This is a genomic window from Ruminobacter sp. RM87 (assembly GCF_000701925.1).
GTDB classification, from domain to species: Bacteria; Pseudomonadota; Gammaproteobacteria; order Enterobacterales; family Succinivibrionaceae; genus Ruminobacter; species Ruminobacter amylophilus.
Window position 1 is genome coordinate 1 of the sequence record NZ_JNKD01000001.1, and the last position, 19,829, is coordinate 19,829.

A 19,829-nucleotide genomic window follows, 5' to 3' on the forward strand; every position below is an offset into this window, starting at 1 on the left:
ACGATGGAATTATCATGCTCTTTGGCGGTATGAACAGTCGTAGCCGGAGGCACTTCAATCATGAAAAAGGAACTGCTTTCAGTGGTATCATCAGCTGACGGCTCTTTACATTTACCGGAACCACCACTGATAAGACCGAGTTCTCTCAATCTGCTGATTCTTTTCAAATAAGTCTTATACGATATTCCCTGTTCTGAAGTCCACCGAGTGGTGCTCAGACCGCTGCTCTGCTGTTCATAATACTGATTCAGCCACAGCTGATGCCTTGGATGTGTTTTAGTCATAAGATTATCTCCGTAAAATACGGTGACATCTTAAAGCGTTGTTTTTGGAAAATGAATAACCCTAATTGCCTATACGCTTACAATGTATTTTGGTTAGAAGTGGTAAAGGAAAAAAATTATAGCTGGTTTAATTTGAGGTTAAATTCCACGGAAAACAATCCACACGAGGAGGAAAAGCTCCGCAAACAGGAAGATGAGCTTCAGCAGGAGCTCATCAGCCTGGCTGAATCCAGGAAGAATTATAGCCATATTGTTTCAAAGCTTCAGAAGGTACGGGAAGAACAGACAGAACTGGAGAACAACCGGAATCGCGTTCACTCTCCACTATTTTCAGCATTTTCGTTTATGTAGCCGGCCACTGAGCAGTTAAACCTTAGTCTGCTACGAGGCTCGATGGCTTGTAAATATGCAGACAAATACCACATAATATTATCACCCACCAGCGGAAACGTCGCGATCTGTGACAATTCTTCTTCGACATTTTTATTTATTAAAATTTCTTGATTTTGCTATATTTTCAGCCATTTTTGAATATTTTTCTTCAGCAGCATCATGAAGTTCCTGTGCGGCCTCATAATTCCCTCGTCTCTCTGCTTTTTTGTAGAGATGCCAAAGCCTTCCTGCTTCTCTCTTGTTTTCAGAAGCCCTTCTTTCATATTCTCTCTTAATATCGTCGTTTTCGTCATACCATCCCATAAACACCTCCCAAAATACAATCGCCTTTTACTTAAATTTTACTGTTGTTTTTTTTATAACTAAGTTTAAATTAAATAATTGTGAACTGTTTATTAGATATAACTTATATCTCATACATTGTTGTTATCTTATCGTAAACATGTAAACAACGAGGAGTATATAAAAGAGGGAATCGCGTTCACTCTCGTATTGTATTTAACACTTAGGTAATATCGACCCACATAGCAACGCGTACAGCACAGGAGTGATTTTCACCGCTTTCATAATCGTACTCACTCATTGCGTTTCTTTTTCCTCCGAAATCAATTTTTCCTTTTGAATCAACATATGATACCCATGTTTGATAATATCCTATCGTTCTTAACCACCAATCACACATGCCATATTCATCTTTTACTAAAAATTTTTTGGACAGTCGAAATGAAGGAAGACTACATTTTCTAAGTTCTTTTTGAAGATATCTATGGACTTCGTTTATGCTAAGGATAAATATTTTATCCTCTGTTGGATTTCCTGAATTAGCACTTTCTAGTTCCTGAAGTTGTTCTTCATGCCATTTAATTCTGTAGTTTCGTCTTTCTTCATATTCTTGATCTTTATCTACTTTGGTAAGGGAATTAAATATTGCTGTTAAATTTCCGGCTATTGTATTAGACTCATAATCTATTCTGTTTGCATTACTTTCTTCCAGACGCTTTAAACTTTCTTCATGACTCTTTCGAATAAAACTGATATAGTTCTCTTTGTCTGGATTATCGTAATTAAATAAAGAAGAAGATAATATAATTTTCTTTTCGTTTTCGGAAAATGAATTACGTAAGAAATCTGAGTTTAACCATTTTCTTAAAGATGATGTTTCCCATGTGCATGCCGAACCTCCTTCATTGAAATTTTTGCATGCTATAGCATTACAAGATAACAATAAAACCTTCTGATCTTTTTCAACATCCAATACAATCCATTGAATAGGCTCATGAGTATAGGGGTTTATACCCAACTCAACTTTTTCTCCTTTAGTTAACGGAATCAATTGTACTGATTCATAATATTTATGTAGTTCGTCTATAAAAAACTTTTGCAGATCTGATTTCAAACCTTTGAATGCTTTTTTCATGTCATTGACGGATTTAAAATCTGAGAAAAAATTTAATAACTCAGGGCTATAGATTATTTCATTTTTATTTTTTTCAAATAATTGGTATTTAATACCTTCAAAAAAACCATTTTTTCCGTCGGAAATGTAACATTGTTTTACAAAGTTAAAAAACTGATTTAGATCCTTAAAAATATACCTATCATTCACATAGAATAAATTGTCTACGTAATTTGAATATTTTTCAATAATACCAATCTTTTCAACATTTTGGCCAGATAAGGGATCTATTGTATAAGGTGATGATAGCGATTTTTTGAAATAATCCAGATAAACATTATTGCCACTTTCTTTGCTTAATAAGTCATCAAGTTGTTTATTGAAATTATAGAATTTTAGCAGTTCGTTCGAATCTCTCAAATTGTTTGCATACTTTAGACACTCTCTGTAATTTTTAAATATGAAATTATCATCAATAACTATCATTTGTTGAATACTGTTTTGGTATTCTTGTAGTTCATTTAATGATTTTTCTGAAAAATCTTCCTTTTTGAAATTTTCAATATCATCAGATATTTCTCTGTTAAATTTTATGAGTTCCTTTGCTTCCAAATTTTTTGCATAAAACACAAAATCTGTGACACTTTTAAAATAGTATTTACCCTTTGCCAAGATTATTAAATTGTCAATTGTCGGGAAATTTTTTTCCAACTCTGCTATTTCTTTTGGGGCAAAAATTTTCTTTAATTCATTTAAATCTGATAAATTTTTTATAAAATAATCCGAATAATCTTGAAGATTATCATTGTACATAGCACTTATAAAATTGTTGAATTCAGCAATGCTAGAATAGATGGTGTTATCTATTTTGAAATCTTGTCTACCTGTTAAAGAATGTCCCAATCTCAATGCCTGAAGAACAGAACCGACTTCTTTTATTCGAAGTAGTTTGCAATTTATACTAATTATATTTTGGTATATATCGTTATTTACTTCACAAAATTGAGAATAAATAGATAAAAATTTATTCTTTAAAAATTCATATGCTGAATTAATAAGTTTCTTATTTTCCCCGTTGTTTAGGATTACTTCTTCCAATAACTTATTGCCATAATCTTTTATTGAATTGAAGACTAAACCATCCCAGCATAACTTCTTATAATTAGGAGCTATGGTGTATATGAGATTAAAAAACAAGGTATCTGATTCTTTATCATTCTTACAATTAGGTAAGGAAAATTCCGCATCTTCACATGTGCGTGCAATTTCTTCATAACCGTTTTGTCTGAATTTTTTAGATAGCAGTCCGCGAGCAAACTCTTTTTTACCTTCTTTGGGATTAAATAATAGTTGTTCGACTAGTGATTCTATTGAAGTGTATTTTTTCAAATTATAAACATAAAAAAATTGTTTTTTGTCTTCGGATGAATTTAGAACAAATTTTCCATCTGTTTTTATCCAATTTTCTAATTCATTATAAGTCCACCGACGATTTGGATTGTCCTTAATATTTCTGTTTGATATATCCTTAAATGTTAACCCAAGAATTAAATTCTTTAATTCGCTTGGAAAATCCTTGGGAAATGGTATTTTTTGAATCATTGCATATCTTGATATATCATCTATATTGACATTTTGAAATGGTGTATACCCCGTAAATAATTCGTACAGCGTAATTCCAAATGAATAATAATCAGACTCAGCCAAAAAAAGCCCAGTTGTTGTTTCCGGGGCTGAGTAAAATGGGGATTTCCCGGTTTGCGTTACAACTACTGTATTATCACTTACAACAGAACTTATACCGAAATCTATGAGAACAATGTGGCTTTCATCATCTGAAATCATCATATTTGATGGTTTTAAGTCTTTATGAATTATTCCTAAATCATGAATAGTTTTTAGTGCTTCATTCACAGATGGAATTATTAGAGTTTTTAACTCATCTAAAGAAAATTTTACACCGTTAACAATCAAATTATTAAGATTACCATTCTTATAGTATGGCATTACTATAAAGGGATATTCATCTATGTTGTCATAGGCAATAATTTGGGCGATATACTTGTTATTTATAGAACTTAACTTTTTCAATACTTCATTTTTTACAGCATTCTTACGTCTATATAACTTAATTATCACTTTGTTTGATATTTCGATATCTGTCGCAAGATATAAATCGGCTTCACCTGAATTTCCAGTTAATTTATTTTCAATTCGATATCTATTCAGTAATGTACGACCTAGAAGATTAGGAATGTTATTATTATCAATATCATTATTGTTAATTACTGTTTTTAATTTATAACCAAACGTATTTATTACTGTTTTATCAGACATATAACCTTCAAAAAATAGTATCTTTTTATTCTCTTGACGCAATTTATTATGGAACAGATGTTAGATAGCGGAATAATTTATCCCCTAAGAAGTTGCCTAAAATCAATATGAAACCCCGTTTCTGTATTGATAAGGAGACAGCATCCCCAATGATGAATGCGGTCTGAAGCCATTATAATACGAAATCCAGTTAATTATCTTCTTTATTCCTTCACTTCGTGACGAGAATTTTCTGTTTACCGGTAAACACTCCCTCTTTAATGCGGCCCAGAATGATTCTGCTACCGCATTATCCCAACATTGGCCTCTTCTGCTCATTGAACATCTGAAGCCTTTGGATTTCAGAAGTTTCTGAAATTGGTAAGAGCAATAATGAGAACCCTGGTCAGAATGAAAGATCGTGCCTACAGTCGGATTTTCTTCCTTTACGGCCATCAATAAGGCACCTCAAATCAAGTCGGCATCCATGGTTGCTCCAAACTTATAGCCGACAAGACAGCGGGAAGATAAAAGTAAATCTTCACGCCCAAATCTCTCAGTAAACGCAGTGATTCGATTACTTCCACGTTATCCCTTCCAAAACGGGATAAACTCTTTGTTATGACGCGATCCAATTCATGATTTTTACAATCATTCAACAGCCGGTTAAATTCTTTACGATTTGATTCAGTTTTTGCAGAACCAACATCCATATAGACATCAACCAAATGCCAATCATCTATTTTTGACACATGACGAGTTACCCCAGAAATCTGTGCCGCAAGACTTTTCAGTTGCTCTCTTCCTGCAGTACTGACACGGGCGTATATTCCGACTCTTTCAACTGAAATTTTATCTTTATGGGCTGGGATGAATAGGACCTTTGGATTTAGCTCAAACTGTTCTAATTTTCTCATTATCTACTTTTCTATATACTAAAAACCACTCTTGATGTGAGGTAGTTTTTCTAAAAACTACTTATCATTGCCAAAAAACTACCTTTAAACTACACATCATAATTGAAACTTTTCTACAATGTTTTTATGGTAATTAAACCGTAGCCACAACCCCTGTATTTACAGGCCTAGCTGTACTTTCGCATACAGTAAAAAGCCCCTTACAGTCGTGTTCAAAAAAGCATCAAACTTCGCAAAACCTTTGATTTTATGGCCTTTTTTTCGCTCATTATTTAACCATTGATAGTAATACCACCGTCTCGACGTGCAATGTATGCGGGAACATATCCACGGCTATAAGTTTATCGATCTTATAACCGCAGGCTGAAGCCTCCGCCATATCTCTGCACTGTGTTTTAGGATTGCATGAAATATATGCGATTCTGTCAATTCCTGCAGATGAAAGGGCTTTAAAAACACCTGGGGCACACCCTTTTCTTGCTGGATCCAGAACGGCTTTTGTCAGTCTGTGTCCCTCTGAAATAATTTCAGGGAGTACCTTTTCTACAAGCCCCACTCTGAAATCTACATTGCTGATACCGTTGGCTTTTGCATTACTATTGGCATTGTCGATGGCTTCCTTTACACATTCCACGCCGTAAACCATGCGACATTTTCCGGCAAGATAAAGAGAAATAGTTCCTATACCGCAGTACAGATCAAGGATTTCATCATCTGTTTCAGGTTCAAGCAGATCAACGGCCAGAGTATAGAGTTTTTCAGTCTGTTCTGTATTGATCTGCAGAAATGAATAAGGATTTACCACAAACTTAAGATTCAGAAGTTCGGCACTTATGCAGTCTGAACCGGACAGAACTTCCATTGAATCGCCAAGTATTCTGTTACCTGAACAGTCGTTCACGGATACCAGAACATTCCTGATTCCAATGGAATTCAGTGTATTCATCAGTATTTCAATTTCTCTGAATTTTCTGTATACCACCAGCACGGCCAGCTTTTCACCATCATCCGTACCTCTGAAAAACACATAGCGAAGTGTTCTGTCATTCTCTTCCCCTGTCTCTCTTCTGAAAGATTCGGAATTAAGAGTGTTTCTGAGGCTGTTTCTGGCAATATTTATCCATTCAGGTTCCACGGCACATTCATTTACGGAAATAATATCATGAGAATTGCGCCTGTAGAGCCCTACCTGATATTCATCATTAATTTTTTCGACTGCATAAATCGCCTTGTTTCTGTACCTGAAAGGATTATCCATTCCGACGAATCCCTGATACATTTTTTTCTCAAAAAGATTTACCGGCAGATTTTCATACAGATCCAGCAGTTTTTTTTCCTTAAATGATATTTCGCTTTCATACCCGATATTCGTGTACGAACATGAACCGCACTGATTTGTACAGAACGGAGTACATCTCGGCACGGTCTGTTCAACAACCTGCTGCAGTCTGCCCTGAGCATATTTTTCCTTAACGTCGTAAAGTTCAGCCTTCACGACTTCGTTCGGGTAGGCTCCCCTGATAAATACTTTCAGACCTGACGGAGAATAGGCAATACCTTCACCTTCTTCAGTAAGATCCTTTACCATAAGCTGTAAAACTTCACCCATTTCTCTTTCCGTCCTAATTCTGTCCAGGGGAAACAAAACCGTTCATACCGTAAATAATAATGATATATGCGGAATTATTCCGGTACACCGTATTCTTTTTCCAGAAGATTATAACCTCTTTACCGATTTTTCTGAAAACATCCTGCATAATTATATATAATAACCTCGCGGATAAATGTCGGCACTCTTCAGATACGATGTCCGGCAACAGTAAATGAATACTGCGACACTTTCAGTCATTCCGCAGAATTTCCGGAACCGCGGAATCTCTCCGTAATCTCCGGAACCGATAAACACAACCGGGAATATCAATGAAAACCATTAATGTAGTGGCTGCTGTTATCATAAAGGATCACAGAATTTTTGCAACACAAAGAAGTTACGGCGAATTCAAGGATGGCTGGGAGTTCCCCGGCGGAAAAATAGAATCAGGAGAACTTCCTGAAGATGCCCTCAAACGTGAGATCAGGGAAGAACTGGAAGCGGAAATCAATATTCATAACCTGCTTGATACCGTGGAATACGACTATCCGGCATTTCATCTTTCAATGAAGACGTATATCTGCTCTCTGGCCGGAAAACATCTCTCCCTGCTTGAACACAGCGATGCCAGATGGCTGTCTCAGGATGAACTGGATTCTGTAAACTGGCTCCCCGCAGACCTGAGCCTTATTGAAAAACTGAAACAGATTTCAGTTTAATCAGATTAAACCGCGGCATCCATTAAACCTTTCACTGGTACGATGTACCGATTCAACAAAAAATAAGGGAGCCTCCGGCTCCCTATGTTTTTTCATATAACGACTTTTACTTAAGATTAAGCAGCTCGCTCACCTTAGCCTTCTTTTCATTGAAGTCGGTGATACCAAGACTGTCGGCCTTGTTCTTCCAGAAAGTTGCCTTACTGTTGTCCTTGTCAACACCGATACCCTTTGAGTACATTACGGAGATTGCAACTACAGCCAGTGGATAATCATTGTAGGCAGCCTGTTCAACCCAGTAGAAAGCCTTGCTCATATCCTTTGTTTCACCGCGGCCGTTCGCCACCATAACACCGATATTGAACTGAGCAGCGGCTACATCTACATCAGCGGCTTCCTTGTACCACTGGTAAGCTTTACCGTAATCCTGCTTGACACCGAGTCCGTTTTCATAGGCGTATGCCAGAGAATTCTTTGCATCGGCACTGTCATGTTCCTCGATGGCCTTCTTGAGCCATTCGATACCTTCTTCCCTTACATCAGGGGAATTGCCGGTCTTAACATAGATTTCACCGAGCTTTGACTGAGCCTTGATATGATCATGTTCAGCGGCAAGCTTGTACAGGGTAATCGCCTTTACGTTATCCTTCGGTACACCGAGCCCCTGATCATACATGGTAGCCTGAATATACTGAGCTTCCAGCATATTGGCTCCTGCAGCCTTGCTGATGTAATGGAATGCGAGATTGAAATTCTTTTCTATACCTGCGGAAGGTTCGCCGTAGAGATAGATCTTACCGAGCTCAAACTGAGCCAGATGATTGTCATTGTCTGCAGCCTTCTTCAGGTTTTCAACACCCTGGGCAGGATTTCTTAAGATACCGTTGCCCTGAATTCGCATCATACCGATATAGTATTCACACTCAGGATTGCCCTGAAGCATTCCCTTTTCAAACCAGGAAAGAGCATTCTGATAATCACCCTTTTCATAAAGGAGAGTACCGTAAAGCGCCTGCCCCGGAGCATAATCAGTGAAGGCAACCTTTCTTGCAAGATTGTATCCTTCCTGCTGCTGAGAAGGATCCTTCTGATTCAGCAGCCACTTGGAATATTCATACATGCTCTTAGGATCTTCCTTTTCGGCACCGATCTGGAATTCTCTGACTTCATGGTATTTATCAAGGTAGCGGAGGGCTCTTTCCTCCTTCCATACGGCAGCCTTGTCAAAATATTTGTAGCCTTCATCGAATTTTCCCTGATTAATCAGGAACAGGCCCCATTCATATTCAGCATCGGTTCTTTCAGCATCCGCCGCCATGTGCAGATAACCGAGAGATTCATCAAGAGACATGATTTCCGGATTGGTGTCACCAAGCTTGTATAATGCAAACATCGCATCATCATCCTGCTTTGATTCAACCAGCTTAACCCAGATTTCCTTTGCCTCCTCAGGCCTGCCTTCCTTCAATGCCTTTACACCTTCTTCATAGGTCTTTGAAAAACATCCTGTAAGTACAAGCGAAGACAAAAGTATTAAAGAAGCAAGAGATTTAACTTTCATTTCTACGATCCCAATCCTAAATCGTTAAATATTTTATCGTAACTATCTTATTATTCTATTTTTGCACCTGTTCCTTCTTTATCCGGATGACGTCAGGATACGCATATCCATTCTGAAACAGAAAAATCAGTATTTTGCAAAAATCAGCAGTTTTACATGAAAAACATATTAATGTAACTGTACAAAACATAAAAGAATGAATATGGCATTTTGCTACCTCATCGACATTGTTGGCTCACAAATTTCTTAAAATGCGGACTCCGTGGACAAAATGCAACCTGTTTTTCATATTTCTGCACTGCTAAAACGTATTCTCCGTGATGATTTGAACCTCTTCACCGGCTGAATTATTTTCTGCTGAATGATGGCTGATAAAAACATCCGTTTTTCAACCGTATTACCTTGAATATTTAGGTAAATGAGACACAATATTCAATTCACGGCAGTTTTAATGTAAAACATTATACATTTTTTTAACATTTTATAAAATTATAATTTTTTTTGTTTTTCTGTTAAATTCAGTTTTTATCAGGCCTCAATTTATACAATCTTCAGACATAACAGGCCATAACTCTCTGAAGGCGTGCATCCGGCCGGTAAAATTAAACAAGGTTCCGTGATTTTGTGTTAAACTACATAAGGACTGACAGACGTCTGTTTTCTTATATAAGGATGACTCTGCCGTCCGGCTGTTTTTTCTCAGCAACACCGATACCAGCATAACACGAGAGATTTTCGTCATGTCAAAAGAAATCAAATCAGTGATTATTTACAGTCGCATCAATGATGAATCTGTAGTTTTTACCCTGATAGATCTCGTAAACTTTCTTGTTGAGCAGAAAATAAACGTCATTATTGAACAGTCTACCAATGACAAGCTCAGACTGAGCATGCCTACCCTTAAATTCGCAGACATGAAGGATCAGGCAGATCTGATGATCATAGTCGGCGGTGACGGCTCCATGATCAGCGCCGGCAGAAAAATAGCCATGGTTGGCGTACCGGTTCTTGGTATCAACCGCGGACATCTGGGCTTTCTGACCGATCTTGCCCCAAAAGACATACGAAAGGCTCTTTACAGCATTCTCAAGGGAGAATACGTACTTGAAGAACGTTTTCTGCTCTCAACCACCATCAAAGGCCCCAAGTGTCAGCACGCACTGGCTCTTAACGAAGCTGTAATCCACGGTGTTAAGACGGCTCACATGATTGATTTCTCAATCTTCGTTAACAACAAGTTCATGTATTCCCAGAAAGCCGACGGACTTATCGTAAGTACCCCTACCGGTTCAACGGCATACAACCTTTCCGCAGGCGGTCCGATTATCGAACCGTCTCTCAATGTTCTTTCCCTGGTACCGATGTTTCCTCATTCCATGAATCTCAGACCATGCATTCTTAGCGGTGACAGCAGCATAAAAATCTGCTTCAGAAGCAGAATCACTCCCGAGGAAATCACGGTAAGCTGCGACGGTCAGATTATCATGACTGCGGATGACCGCTGTGAAATCTGCATCGAAAAGAATGAAGTACCTATTAAAATATGTCATCCTCATACCTATGACTATTTCAAGGTACTCAGATCAAAGCTCGGCTTCGGTTCAAAACTCGTGGACTAACGTTCTGAAAGACTGACGGCCGTCCGTCATTCATTTCAATGTTTTTCACTCCCACTCGCGACATGTTCCTTATACCTATATATATAACCGAACATCTTCACGAATAATGCGTAAAGCCTGAGATAAATCATGTCATGACGAAAGCCACGTAACCTGCAGTGCCGTCCGTAACCGGATTCACTGAACAAAAATAACACATATAGTAATTATTTTTACCTTATCTGATGATATTCGGAAAATTAATTGTATAATTCTCCTTAAACAGCGGCGAAAAAAAACAAACGCCGGATAATCAGTATATATGTCTGAACTAATGAATTTGGGTGATTAAATGCTTGAGTCTCTCTCAATAGAAAACTATGCCGTAGTCAAGAAAGCCACTCTGGACCTTCACAGGGGAATGAGTGCCATTACAGGTGAGACCGGTGCCGGTAAATCCATTTCGGTTGACGCGCTTGAACTGGTCATGGGAGGCAGGGCCGACAGCAAATCAGTACGCAACGGTGCCAATGCCACCACCATCTGCGCAACCTTCGACCTTTCAGATTCTCCTAGAGCCCTGGGACTGCTGAAGGAATACGAACTGCTTTCCGAAGACAACGAACTGTGCATCATCAGAAGAACGATTACCAGAGACGGACGCTCAAAAGCATTTGTCAACGACATACACGTGAACACCAATATTCTCAGGGAACTTTCCGCCAGACTCCTGAACATTCACGGTCAGCACGACGGACAGCTGCTGCTCAAAAGCGAACATCAGATAGAATATCTGGACGCCTTTGCGGAACTCGGAGATCTGCTGAGTGAGGTTGAGTCCCTGTACTACACCTATTCAAACGGGAGAGACGAGGTTAACCGTCTCGGTGAACTGCAGAAGGACATGGTTTCTGAATACAAGCTTACCATGTACCAGACGGCTGAACTCAGCAGACTTGCTCCTAAAGAAAATGAATTTGCGGAACTGTCAAATGAATATGACAGATTAAGCAATGTCCATACCCTTCTGCAGAACAGCATGAACATTCACGGACAGCTTACAGATGATGAAAACGGCATTCTGACATCCCTGAACACTCTCGTAAACAGCATGAGCGGACTGGTAAAAATGGACAGAAGTCTGAGTCCCCTGCTTCAGAATATTGAAAATGCCAGAATCCAGCTGGAAGACGCCGCCGGAGAAATCAGTCAGTACAGTTCCACTCTCGAAGCGGATCCTGAAAGACTTTCCTTTATTAATGAACGCATGACTCTTTACACCGACATGGCTCATAAATATTCCGTGACTCCGGATGAACTGCATAAGGTTCTGGAGGAGCTTCATGACAAATCCACCAGATTCACCTCCATAAAGGATGAGATTCAGGCAAGAACCGCGGAAGTTGTGGCCGCCAAGAAAGCTTTTATGGAAAAAGCTCATGAGCTGAGTGACAGACGCAGGGAAATGTCCGTGGAATTCTGCAGAAAGATCACTGAAATGCTTCATGAACTGTCCATGCCAAACGCCATGTTTGAAGTTGAGTTTTCCGAAACACAGCCTCATCCAAACGGAATTGACAGTGTATGCTTCAAATTCAATGCCAATGCCGGCATGACTCCGGATCTAATCTCCAAAACAGCCTCCGGCGGTGAAATCAGCCGTATTGCCCTGGCCATTCTGGTTCTGACCGCAAACAAGATATCGGCTCCGACTCTGATTTTTGATGAAATTGATACCGGCATAAGCGGTTTTACCGCGGCCACCACCGGCAAGCTTCTGCGCCGGCTTGCAAAGACATCACAGGTAATAACGGTTACCCACCTGCCGCAGGTTGCGGCATCAGCGCACAATCAGTACGAAGTACTCAAGAAGGATATCGATAACGAGACCTTTACTTCCATAACTGAACTTGACGACGAAGGACGTGTTCAGGAAATTGCCCGTCTTCTCGGAGGTTCGGCTATCTCTGATTCTGCTCTCGCCAACGCCAGGGAACTGCTCAGCACTCAGTCGGCTGAACAGTAATGTAACAGAGGCGGTCCGTCCGCCTTTTTCCATGAATACAGAGCCTGTTTCCGACATATTTTATCCATCAGGCAAGCCCGTTTCAGCGCATGATTTCCATCTTTTTCATTCGCACCGCTTTTTTCAGCCGCAAAAATACATTCACCCCTTATTTTTTTGTATGTATATATAGTGATTTATATCACATTATCTTGTGTTTTTTATGTAATTTAATTACATGTTAATTTGATGTAAATCAAATATTATTTTTTACAATTAAACATAATCAGTATTTCTGTATACTATTTCACAGTTCAAGCAGTAACTTGACAACGTTTTCAAACACATGAAAATATTTTCATGTAATTTTTTTAGGATTTTTTCAAAAAAATCTTGTATAAAATATCATCGGTAACTATCATGAGCTCCGTGAACAGGGAAATATACAGTTCACATTCAAACAAGAATAAATAATCATTAACATTTTAAGGAAAAAATAAAAATGAGATATTTTATAAAGAAAGTAAGTAACGCTACTTTAGCTCCAGTAACCCGTGAATATAACTTCAGTTACGTTAAGCAGAACTACTAATTCATCAACTTTAATTAACTGATGTCTGAATTTTAATAATCCACACACACATAAAATTCATTCAATTGGTTGGCTCAAAAATTTAAACTACTCAAAACAGATTTTTAAGCAATTAGTATTTTACAAGGACGTAAACAATGAAGTATTTCATCAGGAAATCAGATTTCAGAGCTCTGGCTCCGGTAACCCGTGAATACCACTTCAGCTACGTTAAGTAACTGCAGAGGTTAAGCGATAAGGAACAGACAGTTCTCTAATCGAAAACACATTTAGGCTGTTGCAGACACCATATATCCTTGAACATGACATAAAAGGATAACTCCCCCCGGGGAGCATAATAAAAAAACAATTGATCAAACAGAAAAACGGTCTGCAATCATCAACATAACACAGAGGATAAAACTTATGACCAGTTCAATCAGTTAACCATCAGCACGCCGATGTTGTTAACCGCACTGAATAACTGAAGACGGGGAACCGGAAAGGATGCCGGTTACGGTTTTTGAGTCAATGCGGGAAATCGGTAACTTCAGGTCCTGCCTACTTATTTACCGCTGTAGACAACCGGACCTCGCATAACCCAGACGGCACACGGGCACATTGCCAGCTTTTTAATATTTCCTTCATGGGATGTGTTCTCCGTGAGATGACAATCCGGAACGCCGTTAAAAGTCCTCAAACCATTTATGCGAAGACCGTGGAATCTATTCGTTAAAGAGTCTCTGCCTCATTTCCGGACATCCTCAAGGTCCGTTAATCAGGCGGAGAGGTATGCAGGTTTTCATTAACATCAGGCTGTGCCGTACGGCAGTAAAAGGATTTACGCCTGCCGCACAGCCGCAGAGGATTATTAAGATGATACTCCCGGAAAATAACAAACTCAGAAGACCGGAGATTCCGCTGCCAAAGCACTCTCCGAACGGTACGGGTGCCCATAACATTTAACGTTAACCGTTGAATAAGGGTGTTTTCCCAGAAAACATCTTACCTTAAAACTTTATTATTTCTAAATTAGCACTTTTTTCTAAAACTCAGTTTTTTAGCTTGTGACTGAGTTTTAGTTTTTTGCCGCTGTTATCCGGTATCTCCTTTTCCGGAAAAAACGCTCCGCACAGACCTTCCATTCATGGAATGCCAACCTGTCTCTCCAGGCTTTGATAATAAAAGTTCCGCCGTCATTTATCCATTAAAAAAATTATTATAATTGTTCGCTTTTTTAATAATTTCGGATATAAACATCATAAAAATGTTGTGTTTTTAGATAATTTTTCAGTTATTTCTGATAAAGATTTAATCATTTTTTTTGACACTGTTCTAAAAAACAGCGGAAGACACATCTCAATCTGTATCAATAACGGTCAACTTATTTTAAACTCGGTCACGTTATCTGTAATCATCAACATTACTGATAACTAAGTTGAATATTTCATTCAGGGACGCATGCATTTTCATGCCTGCGTCAATATATTGAACATATTCATTTACAATAAATATTAAGATAATTATGAAAAATAAATTAATCTCAGCTTTATCAGTGGCATCAGTACTTGCCTGTGCAGGTGCATATGCTGATGAGTTTGAAAGTAACGGACTCACCATTATTACTGATAATTTCAAAGTCGAAGATAATTTAGCCTCCAGCGGCGATAAAACAGTTCAATCATTACTTATTGTCAGAGCAGAAAATGAAATAGCCTCACTCGGCGACAAAAAGGTTGTTTACGGAGAAAAGAATCCGGACACCTGGCTTTCGTAAAAGATGAGAATGATCATAACTACATCATCACCAATAAACTTCTCGTTCAGTGCAACAAAGATGTTTACTGCATTCCTGCAGGTCTTGAAGTTTCACAAATCAGCAGCAGTATCTACGAGATTACCGTAAGAGATTACGAACAGTGGTCTGCTCTCAGGGAAGAACAGGGTAATACTGCAGGTGTCCGCAGTGTTTCACCTTCCTATGATTACTGTCTTGAACCTTCATTGAAATAGTCAGGCTCATTCCGGAATCATCCTTAACTTCAATTATTTAATATCCGGTCTTTACCAGACGGCCTTTTCTGCTGAATTATTTCAACGGAAGACCTTTTCTGCTGAATTATTTCAACGGAAGACCTTTTGTGCTGATAAATTCCGTAATAACAGAACAGGATTCATGTAAACAAATGAAAAATATTAAACCGAAACTCTATTTAACTTTTTTCAATGCACTGCTCATAAGCTCCCTGGCGACACTAACAGCCTGCGGCGGCAGTTCCGGCTCTGATTCAGGTTCACCAGTCAGCGATACCCAGGCCGGTGATTCATCAGTAACTAACGGCTCAGCCGGAGACGATACCGGTTCATCAGAAAATCAGAATGATGAGATTGAACTGGAACTCGGAAAGAACGATGCGGTTTCCGACACAAAGGCTGCGGCATCAGACAGTTTCACGCTGTCCCTTCTTGAATACGGAGACATGTTCACCGGAAAGCCGTACATTCTGAAATACACGGTAACATCGTCTAACGGCTCAAATGTCGCCTCAGATAATTTCAGCATCACCGCCCAGTACGGTCAGTTCAGCAGAATTCACCCGCAGACCGGCATGACCGCACCGTCCGGCCAGATCTACTATTACGTACCTGAAAGCGTACTCGACACCACCGATAACTATTATTACTTCACCGAAAGCATCTCTCTGACGACTTCAGCGGGAAAGACTCAGAAATACCGTATGAGCGTGGGTGCAAACACTGCGGCAGAAGACACGCTGTTTACCGAACAGTGGCACATCAAAAACATCGGACAGAATCCGTTCAGCGTCAGACGCGCCCCGGTTGCCGGCATAGATCTCAATGTTATCCCCGCCTGGCATCTTACTGACAGCAGCAGCGAGCTGATTTCCGGCAGGAACGTAAAAGTCGCTGTCTGGGATACCACTGTTGATTTCAACCATGAGGATCTCGCCTCCAGAAAATACGCCCCGTTCTCAAAAGCATCATTCATTAACGGCACTCTGTACCTCAGTGAGGTCAGACAGGACAGCGGCATTCTGCACGGAACCATGGTTTCAGGTATTATCGGTGCTGAAGCAGCCAACGGCAAAGGCTTAAGAGGTATCGCATATAACTCGAAACTTGCCTCCTACGAAGCAAACAGAGCCAATGTTGCCTACCTTGCCAGAAAGAACGACCTGGATATCGCCAATGCAAGTCTCGGTCTTGACAACAGTTACGCCTACGAACCGACTCTGGAAATGTACTACCAGAGTATATTCGAAAACAGCATTCCTCTCATCAAGGCTGCAGGGAATGAATTCGGCCGCGTAACTTTCAGTAACAGCTCCTATTACCCGCAGAAGTGTGTGAATCTGGGAATCAGCTGTCAGCTTAACCAGACATCTTCATTCAACCGCGGCAGATATCTCATCAACGTAGGCGCCATAAACTCCCTTGGTAAAAAATCCTCATATTCAACCATTGGTGCACACCTGTGGGTTTCAGGCACCGGCGGTGAATTCGGTTATACAGGTACAAGTGATTCCTCAGCGGCAATCGTAACCACCAAGTACAGCTACGATCCTTCAGACTACGACGAAGGATTCGAAAGCAGGACTCCGTGGAGAACCGCCGGCAGCACCTACAACGCCAGAAAGAACTACACTCACGTGATGAATGGCACCTCTTCAGCCACTCCATCCGTTACCGGCGTATCCTCTCTGGTTATTCAGGCCAAGCCGGACATCTCCGTTCCGCAGCTGAGATATATTCTGGCCACCACCGCCAGCAACGACACCACATCCGGCTGGAGTACCCTGAAGTATTCTCCGGTTAAGGGCAGCGTAAGTGAATACGGTCAGCAGATAACCTTTGACAACGGCTGGCACTCAAATGCCGCAGGCTTAAGATTCTCAAACTACTACGGTTTCGGTGTGGTTGACGCTTATAAAGCGGTACAGAAGGCTCTGGCATGTGATCAGGATGATTCATGTCTGAAGAGAGCGGTGCTTCCTGAAGACTATAAGAGTTCCGGTTCAAATCCATGCTCTTCATCAGACGGCGGCAAAAACGTTACCTGCGTATTCACCGGCTTTGTGAATACCGATAACGCCAATGACAGAAATTCATACATTGATATCGAAAACACCTCTCTGAATCTGTCATCCTTCACCTATGCCAGCGATACATCAAACAGCTACTGCAGAGCGGCATATCAGGGAAACACTCAGGGCATTGCCTATGCAAACAATCTTCTGCAGATAGAAGTTACCTCTCCTAACGGAACCAGAGCCCTGCTCAAGCCTGTATATGCAAACTGGGATTTTGACGGCAAAACCATGAGAAAGATGCTTGGTCTGTCAAACTACCGTTATGACTTCAGACTCAACATATCTGAATTCTTTACGGAAGTGGTATCAGCAAGAAGCAGCTTTACCGTTAACTTCAAGAGCAAATGCGCAATTGACGTGAACACTCTCAACCAGAACATTTACATGCTTCTCGGCGGTTACTCCAACTAACATTCTGTTTATATAAAACAGATTCGGTCAAAACATTATTGTTCCGTACTCCGGACAATAATGTTTTTTGCTTTCTTACGATGAATCAGGTAAAGAACAGAAAAGGCTTCCGCCGGAAGCCTTTCATCTCTCTAATCATTCTGCCGTAACTGCGCCGCAATGGCATCCTGTCTCTTCTTTTCCCTTGCAATCATTTCCGAGGTCTGGTTCTCATGGAAACCGAAGCCTAGACCTATCTGGGCAAATATGAGCTGTTCCCTTTCGGAAATCTCTCCGTCGACATAAATCATGCGCAGAAGCTTAAGCAGCAGAAGCTTGATTTCATCAGGATCCTCCTGCTGATATTTTTCCCTGAATCCCGCGATGTCATCATACGGAGCGTATTTGACTGAAGCTCCGGCCCTGAATGCTCTGATACCTTCTTCATCTTCAGGCATGCCGACAGAATCCATCATTCTGAGCAGAAGCTTGTGTCTTTCCTCATCAATCTCACCGAAACTTGCAAGAATATAGCCTAAAAGAGTCATCAGCAGACGGTCAGCTTCAGCATTGCGGTATTTCTGCACGGTCTCGGAATTCATTTCTCCAAACACTCCGGACTGTCTTTCACTCTTTTCGGACAGATTACCGGCTGAAGATTTTACAGGCTTCTTTCGAAGGGTGATTCTGTATTTTCCCCCGGTATGGTATTTCAGGGAAAGATTGATTTCCTTTTCATTCAGACGGAGGGCCTCGCCGAATCTGCCTATAAATTCGAGTGTTCTGTCGTTAACGGCTCCCCCCGCATAAACAATCTTAATCAGCCAGTTTAAATAATCCTTGCGTCTGAACATTTCCGCAGGAGCAAGTTCTTCAAGACGCTGCAGATAATCTTCCTGTTCCGTCATTTCACCCGTTCCGGCATTAAAGCAGTTCACAAGCTTCTTTCTCTGGGCGGAATCAAGCAGGCGGATGCACTGACAGAAAACCTTCTTGCTCTTCGGACTGCCACCGTTGATTTCCGTGGCATATCCGCAGATGCGGGCAACCGTTTCGTTCAGATCGTTTTCTGAATTCTGAGGAAAATCGGCATAAAGACTGAATACCTGCTGTTCTGATTTCTGCAGGGCGCTGTTCTCAATCATGGCCCTGACGAGATTAATCACCGTAATCTGATTTCTGTCGATTCCGGAAGGCATTCCGTCAACCACGAACTCTCTGCAGCGGACATCACTTAAACAGGCTCTCACGTACTTCACGCAGAGAACGGGAATACCCAGCAGAGCTCTGCCCATATTAAGAAGTTCGATAATGATATAAAGGTTATTGCGTCTGTGAAGGATCATCGCGAAATACAGTGCAATCACCATGACTATGATAATCCATATGAGAATCGGCAGGCCGAAACCTTCCTTGTGCGCAAAATATAGGGTGTCATCAATGATTCCCGAATACCAGACCACCGCAAAGGGAATGCAGAACAGAATACAGATGAATAAAGGTACAAAAAGCAGATAGAGATTGTAAAACAGACTGGCGGTAAAGAGAGTCCCTGCCGTTTTATGAATAGTTCCGTCATCATAAGCCGAGGAACCGCCTGAATTCTCCGCGGTTTCCGATTTGTCATGATGCATATCAGTCATTTAAAGCGCCCTGTCAGATATAGATAAAATGTTCAGCCTAAATTCATTCAGTCCATCTCACATGCTGTTTTATTTTCTGTTATTTTCTTTTTATGAAGCTATGTTTTTATTTTACCGATAATTATCAAATAATCAATTTTTGATACGTCCATCACTATAAATTAATCATTGTGCATACATAAATTTAACCCGTTTTTAACATAATATTCAATTCTCTGAAACATCTGCCGTTTTATTCACCGTTATTCATCGGAATTACCTGATGAATTCTCTGACAGAATTCCTTCATTACATAAAAAAACAGGAAACAGACTCAGCATCCGTTTCCTGTCT

Annotated in this window: 14 protein-coding genes; 6 read left to right on the top strand and 8 right to left on the bottom strand. The window is 40.2% G+C overall.

Features of this window, described 5'->3' with window-relative positions:
- Positions 1–284 (bottom strand): hypothetical protein (locus T489_RS13315; protein WP_031580103.1); only part of this gene is annotated, 284 nt, incomplete at its 3' end.
- A 99-nt stretch (positions 285–383) separates the two neighbouring features.
- Here T489_RS13315 and T489_RS15085 point away from each other — a divergent pair.
- Positions 384–635, top strand: coding sequence for a hypothetical protein (locus tag T489_RS15085; RefSeq protein WP_198020381.1), 252 nt, complete (start codon positions 384–386; stop codon positions 633–635).
- Positions 636–767: 132 nt separating this feature from the next.
- On the opposite strand, the gene T489_RS0100015 is transcribed toward T489_RS15085, so the two are convergent.
- The 5 genes from T489_RS0100015 to rlmD form a co-directional block, all read right to left on the bottom strand.
- On the bottom strand, positions 768–980 hold the full coding sequence (locus T489_RS0100015; protein ID WP_031578007.1) for a hypothetical protein: 213 nt from the start codon (positions 978–980) through the stop codon (positions 768–770).
- Positions 981–1,182: 202 nt separating this feature from the next.
- Positions 1,183–4,410 (bottom strand): protein kinase domain-containing protein, encoded by a 3,228-nt coding sequence (locus T489_RS0100020; RefSeq protein ID WP_031578008.1) that lies wholly within the window; start codon positions 4,408–4,410, stop codon positions 1,183–1,185.
- 102 nt (positions 4,411–4,512) lie between these two features.
- The gene (locus T489_RS15730; protein WP_051621645.1) at positions 4,513–4,845 is read right to left on the bottom strand and encodes an IS3 family transposase; all 333 of its coding nucleotides are present in this window, start codon (positions 4,843–4,845) and stop codon (positions 4,513–4,515) included.
- A 17-nt stretch (positions 4,846–4,862) separates the two neighbouring features.
- Positions 4,863–5,306, bottom strand: coding sequence for a recombinase family protein (locus tag T489_RS0100030; RefSeq protein ID WP_051621647.1), 444 nt, complete (start codon positions 5,304–5,306; stop codon positions 4,863–4,865).
- 268 nt (positions 5,307–5,574) lie between these two features.
- The gene (gene rlmD / locus T489_RS0100035; RefSeq protein WP_031578010.1) at positions 5,575–6,915 is read right to left on the bottom strand and encodes a 23S rRNA (uracil(1939)-C(5))-methyltransferase RlmD; all 1,341 of its coding nucleotides are present in this window, start codon (positions 6,913–6,915) and stop codon (positions 5,575–5,577) included.
- A 311-nt stretch (positions 6,916–7,226) separates the two neighbouring features.
- Here rlmD and T489_RS0100045 point away from each other — a divergent pair, with 311 nt between their 5' ends.
- Complete coding sequence (locus tag T489_RS0100045; protein ID WP_031578011.1) at positions 7,227–7,616, top strand: (deoxy)nucleoside triphosphate pyrophosphohydrolase; 390 nt, start codon at positions 7,227–7,229, stop codon at positions 7,614–7,616.
- Between the two features lie 106 nt (positions 7,617–7,722).
- On the opposite strand, the gene T489_RS0100050 is transcribed toward T489_RS0100045, so the two are convergent.
- Positions 7,723–9,177: an SEL1-like repeat protein gene (locus T489_RS0100050; RefSeq protein WP_031578012.1), complete on the bottom strand. Its 1,455-nt coding sequence runs from the start codon at positions 9,175–9,177 to the stop codon at positions 7,723–7,725.
- Positions 9,178–9,917: 740 nt separating this feature from the next.
- Here T489_RS0100050 and T489_RS0100055 point away from each other — a divergent pair.
- The 4 genes from T489_RS0100055 (at position 9,918) to T489_RS0100090 (ending at position 17,874) form a co-directional block, all read left to right on the top strand.
- The gene (locus tag T489_RS0100055) at positions 9,918–10,796 is read left to right on the top strand and encodes an NAD(+) kinase (protein ID WP_031578013.1); all 879 of its coding nucleotides are present in this window, start codon (positions 9,918–9,920) and stop codon (positions 10,794–10,796) included.
- A 331-nt stretch (positions 10,797–11,127) separates the two neighbouring features.
- On the top strand, positions 11,128–12,801 hold the full coding sequence (gene recN / locus T489_RS0100060; RefSeq protein ID WP_031578014.1) for a DNA repair protein RecN: 1,674 nt from the start codon (positions 11,128–11,130) through the stop codon (positions 12,799–12,801).
- A gap of 2,075 nt (positions 12,802–14,876) precedes the next feature.
- Positions 14,877–15,128, top strand: coding sequence for a hypothetical protein (locus tag T489_RS0100085; protein WP_031578015.1), 252 nt, complete (start codon positions 14,877–14,879; stop codon positions 15,126–15,128).
- A 409-nt stretch (positions 15,129–15,537) separates the two neighbouring features.
- Positions 15,538–17,874, top strand: a complete 2,337-nt coding sequence (locus tag T489_RS0100090; RefSeq protein ID WP_157608016.1) for a S8 family serine peptidase — start codon at positions 15,538–15,540, stop codon at positions 17,872–17,874.
- Positions 17,875–18,005: 131 nt separating this feature from the next.
- Here the strand turns inward: T489_RS0100090 and T489_RS0100095 are convergent, their stop codons facing one another.
- Positions 18,006–19,496 carry a hypothetical protein gene (locus T489_RS0100095; protein ID WP_031578017.1) on the bottom strand — a complete coding sequence of 497 codons (1,491 nt, stop codon included), beginning with the start codon at positions 19,494–19,496 and terminating at the stop codon, positions 18,006–18,008.
- Between the last annotated feature and the right edge of the window lie 333 nt (positions 19,497–19,829).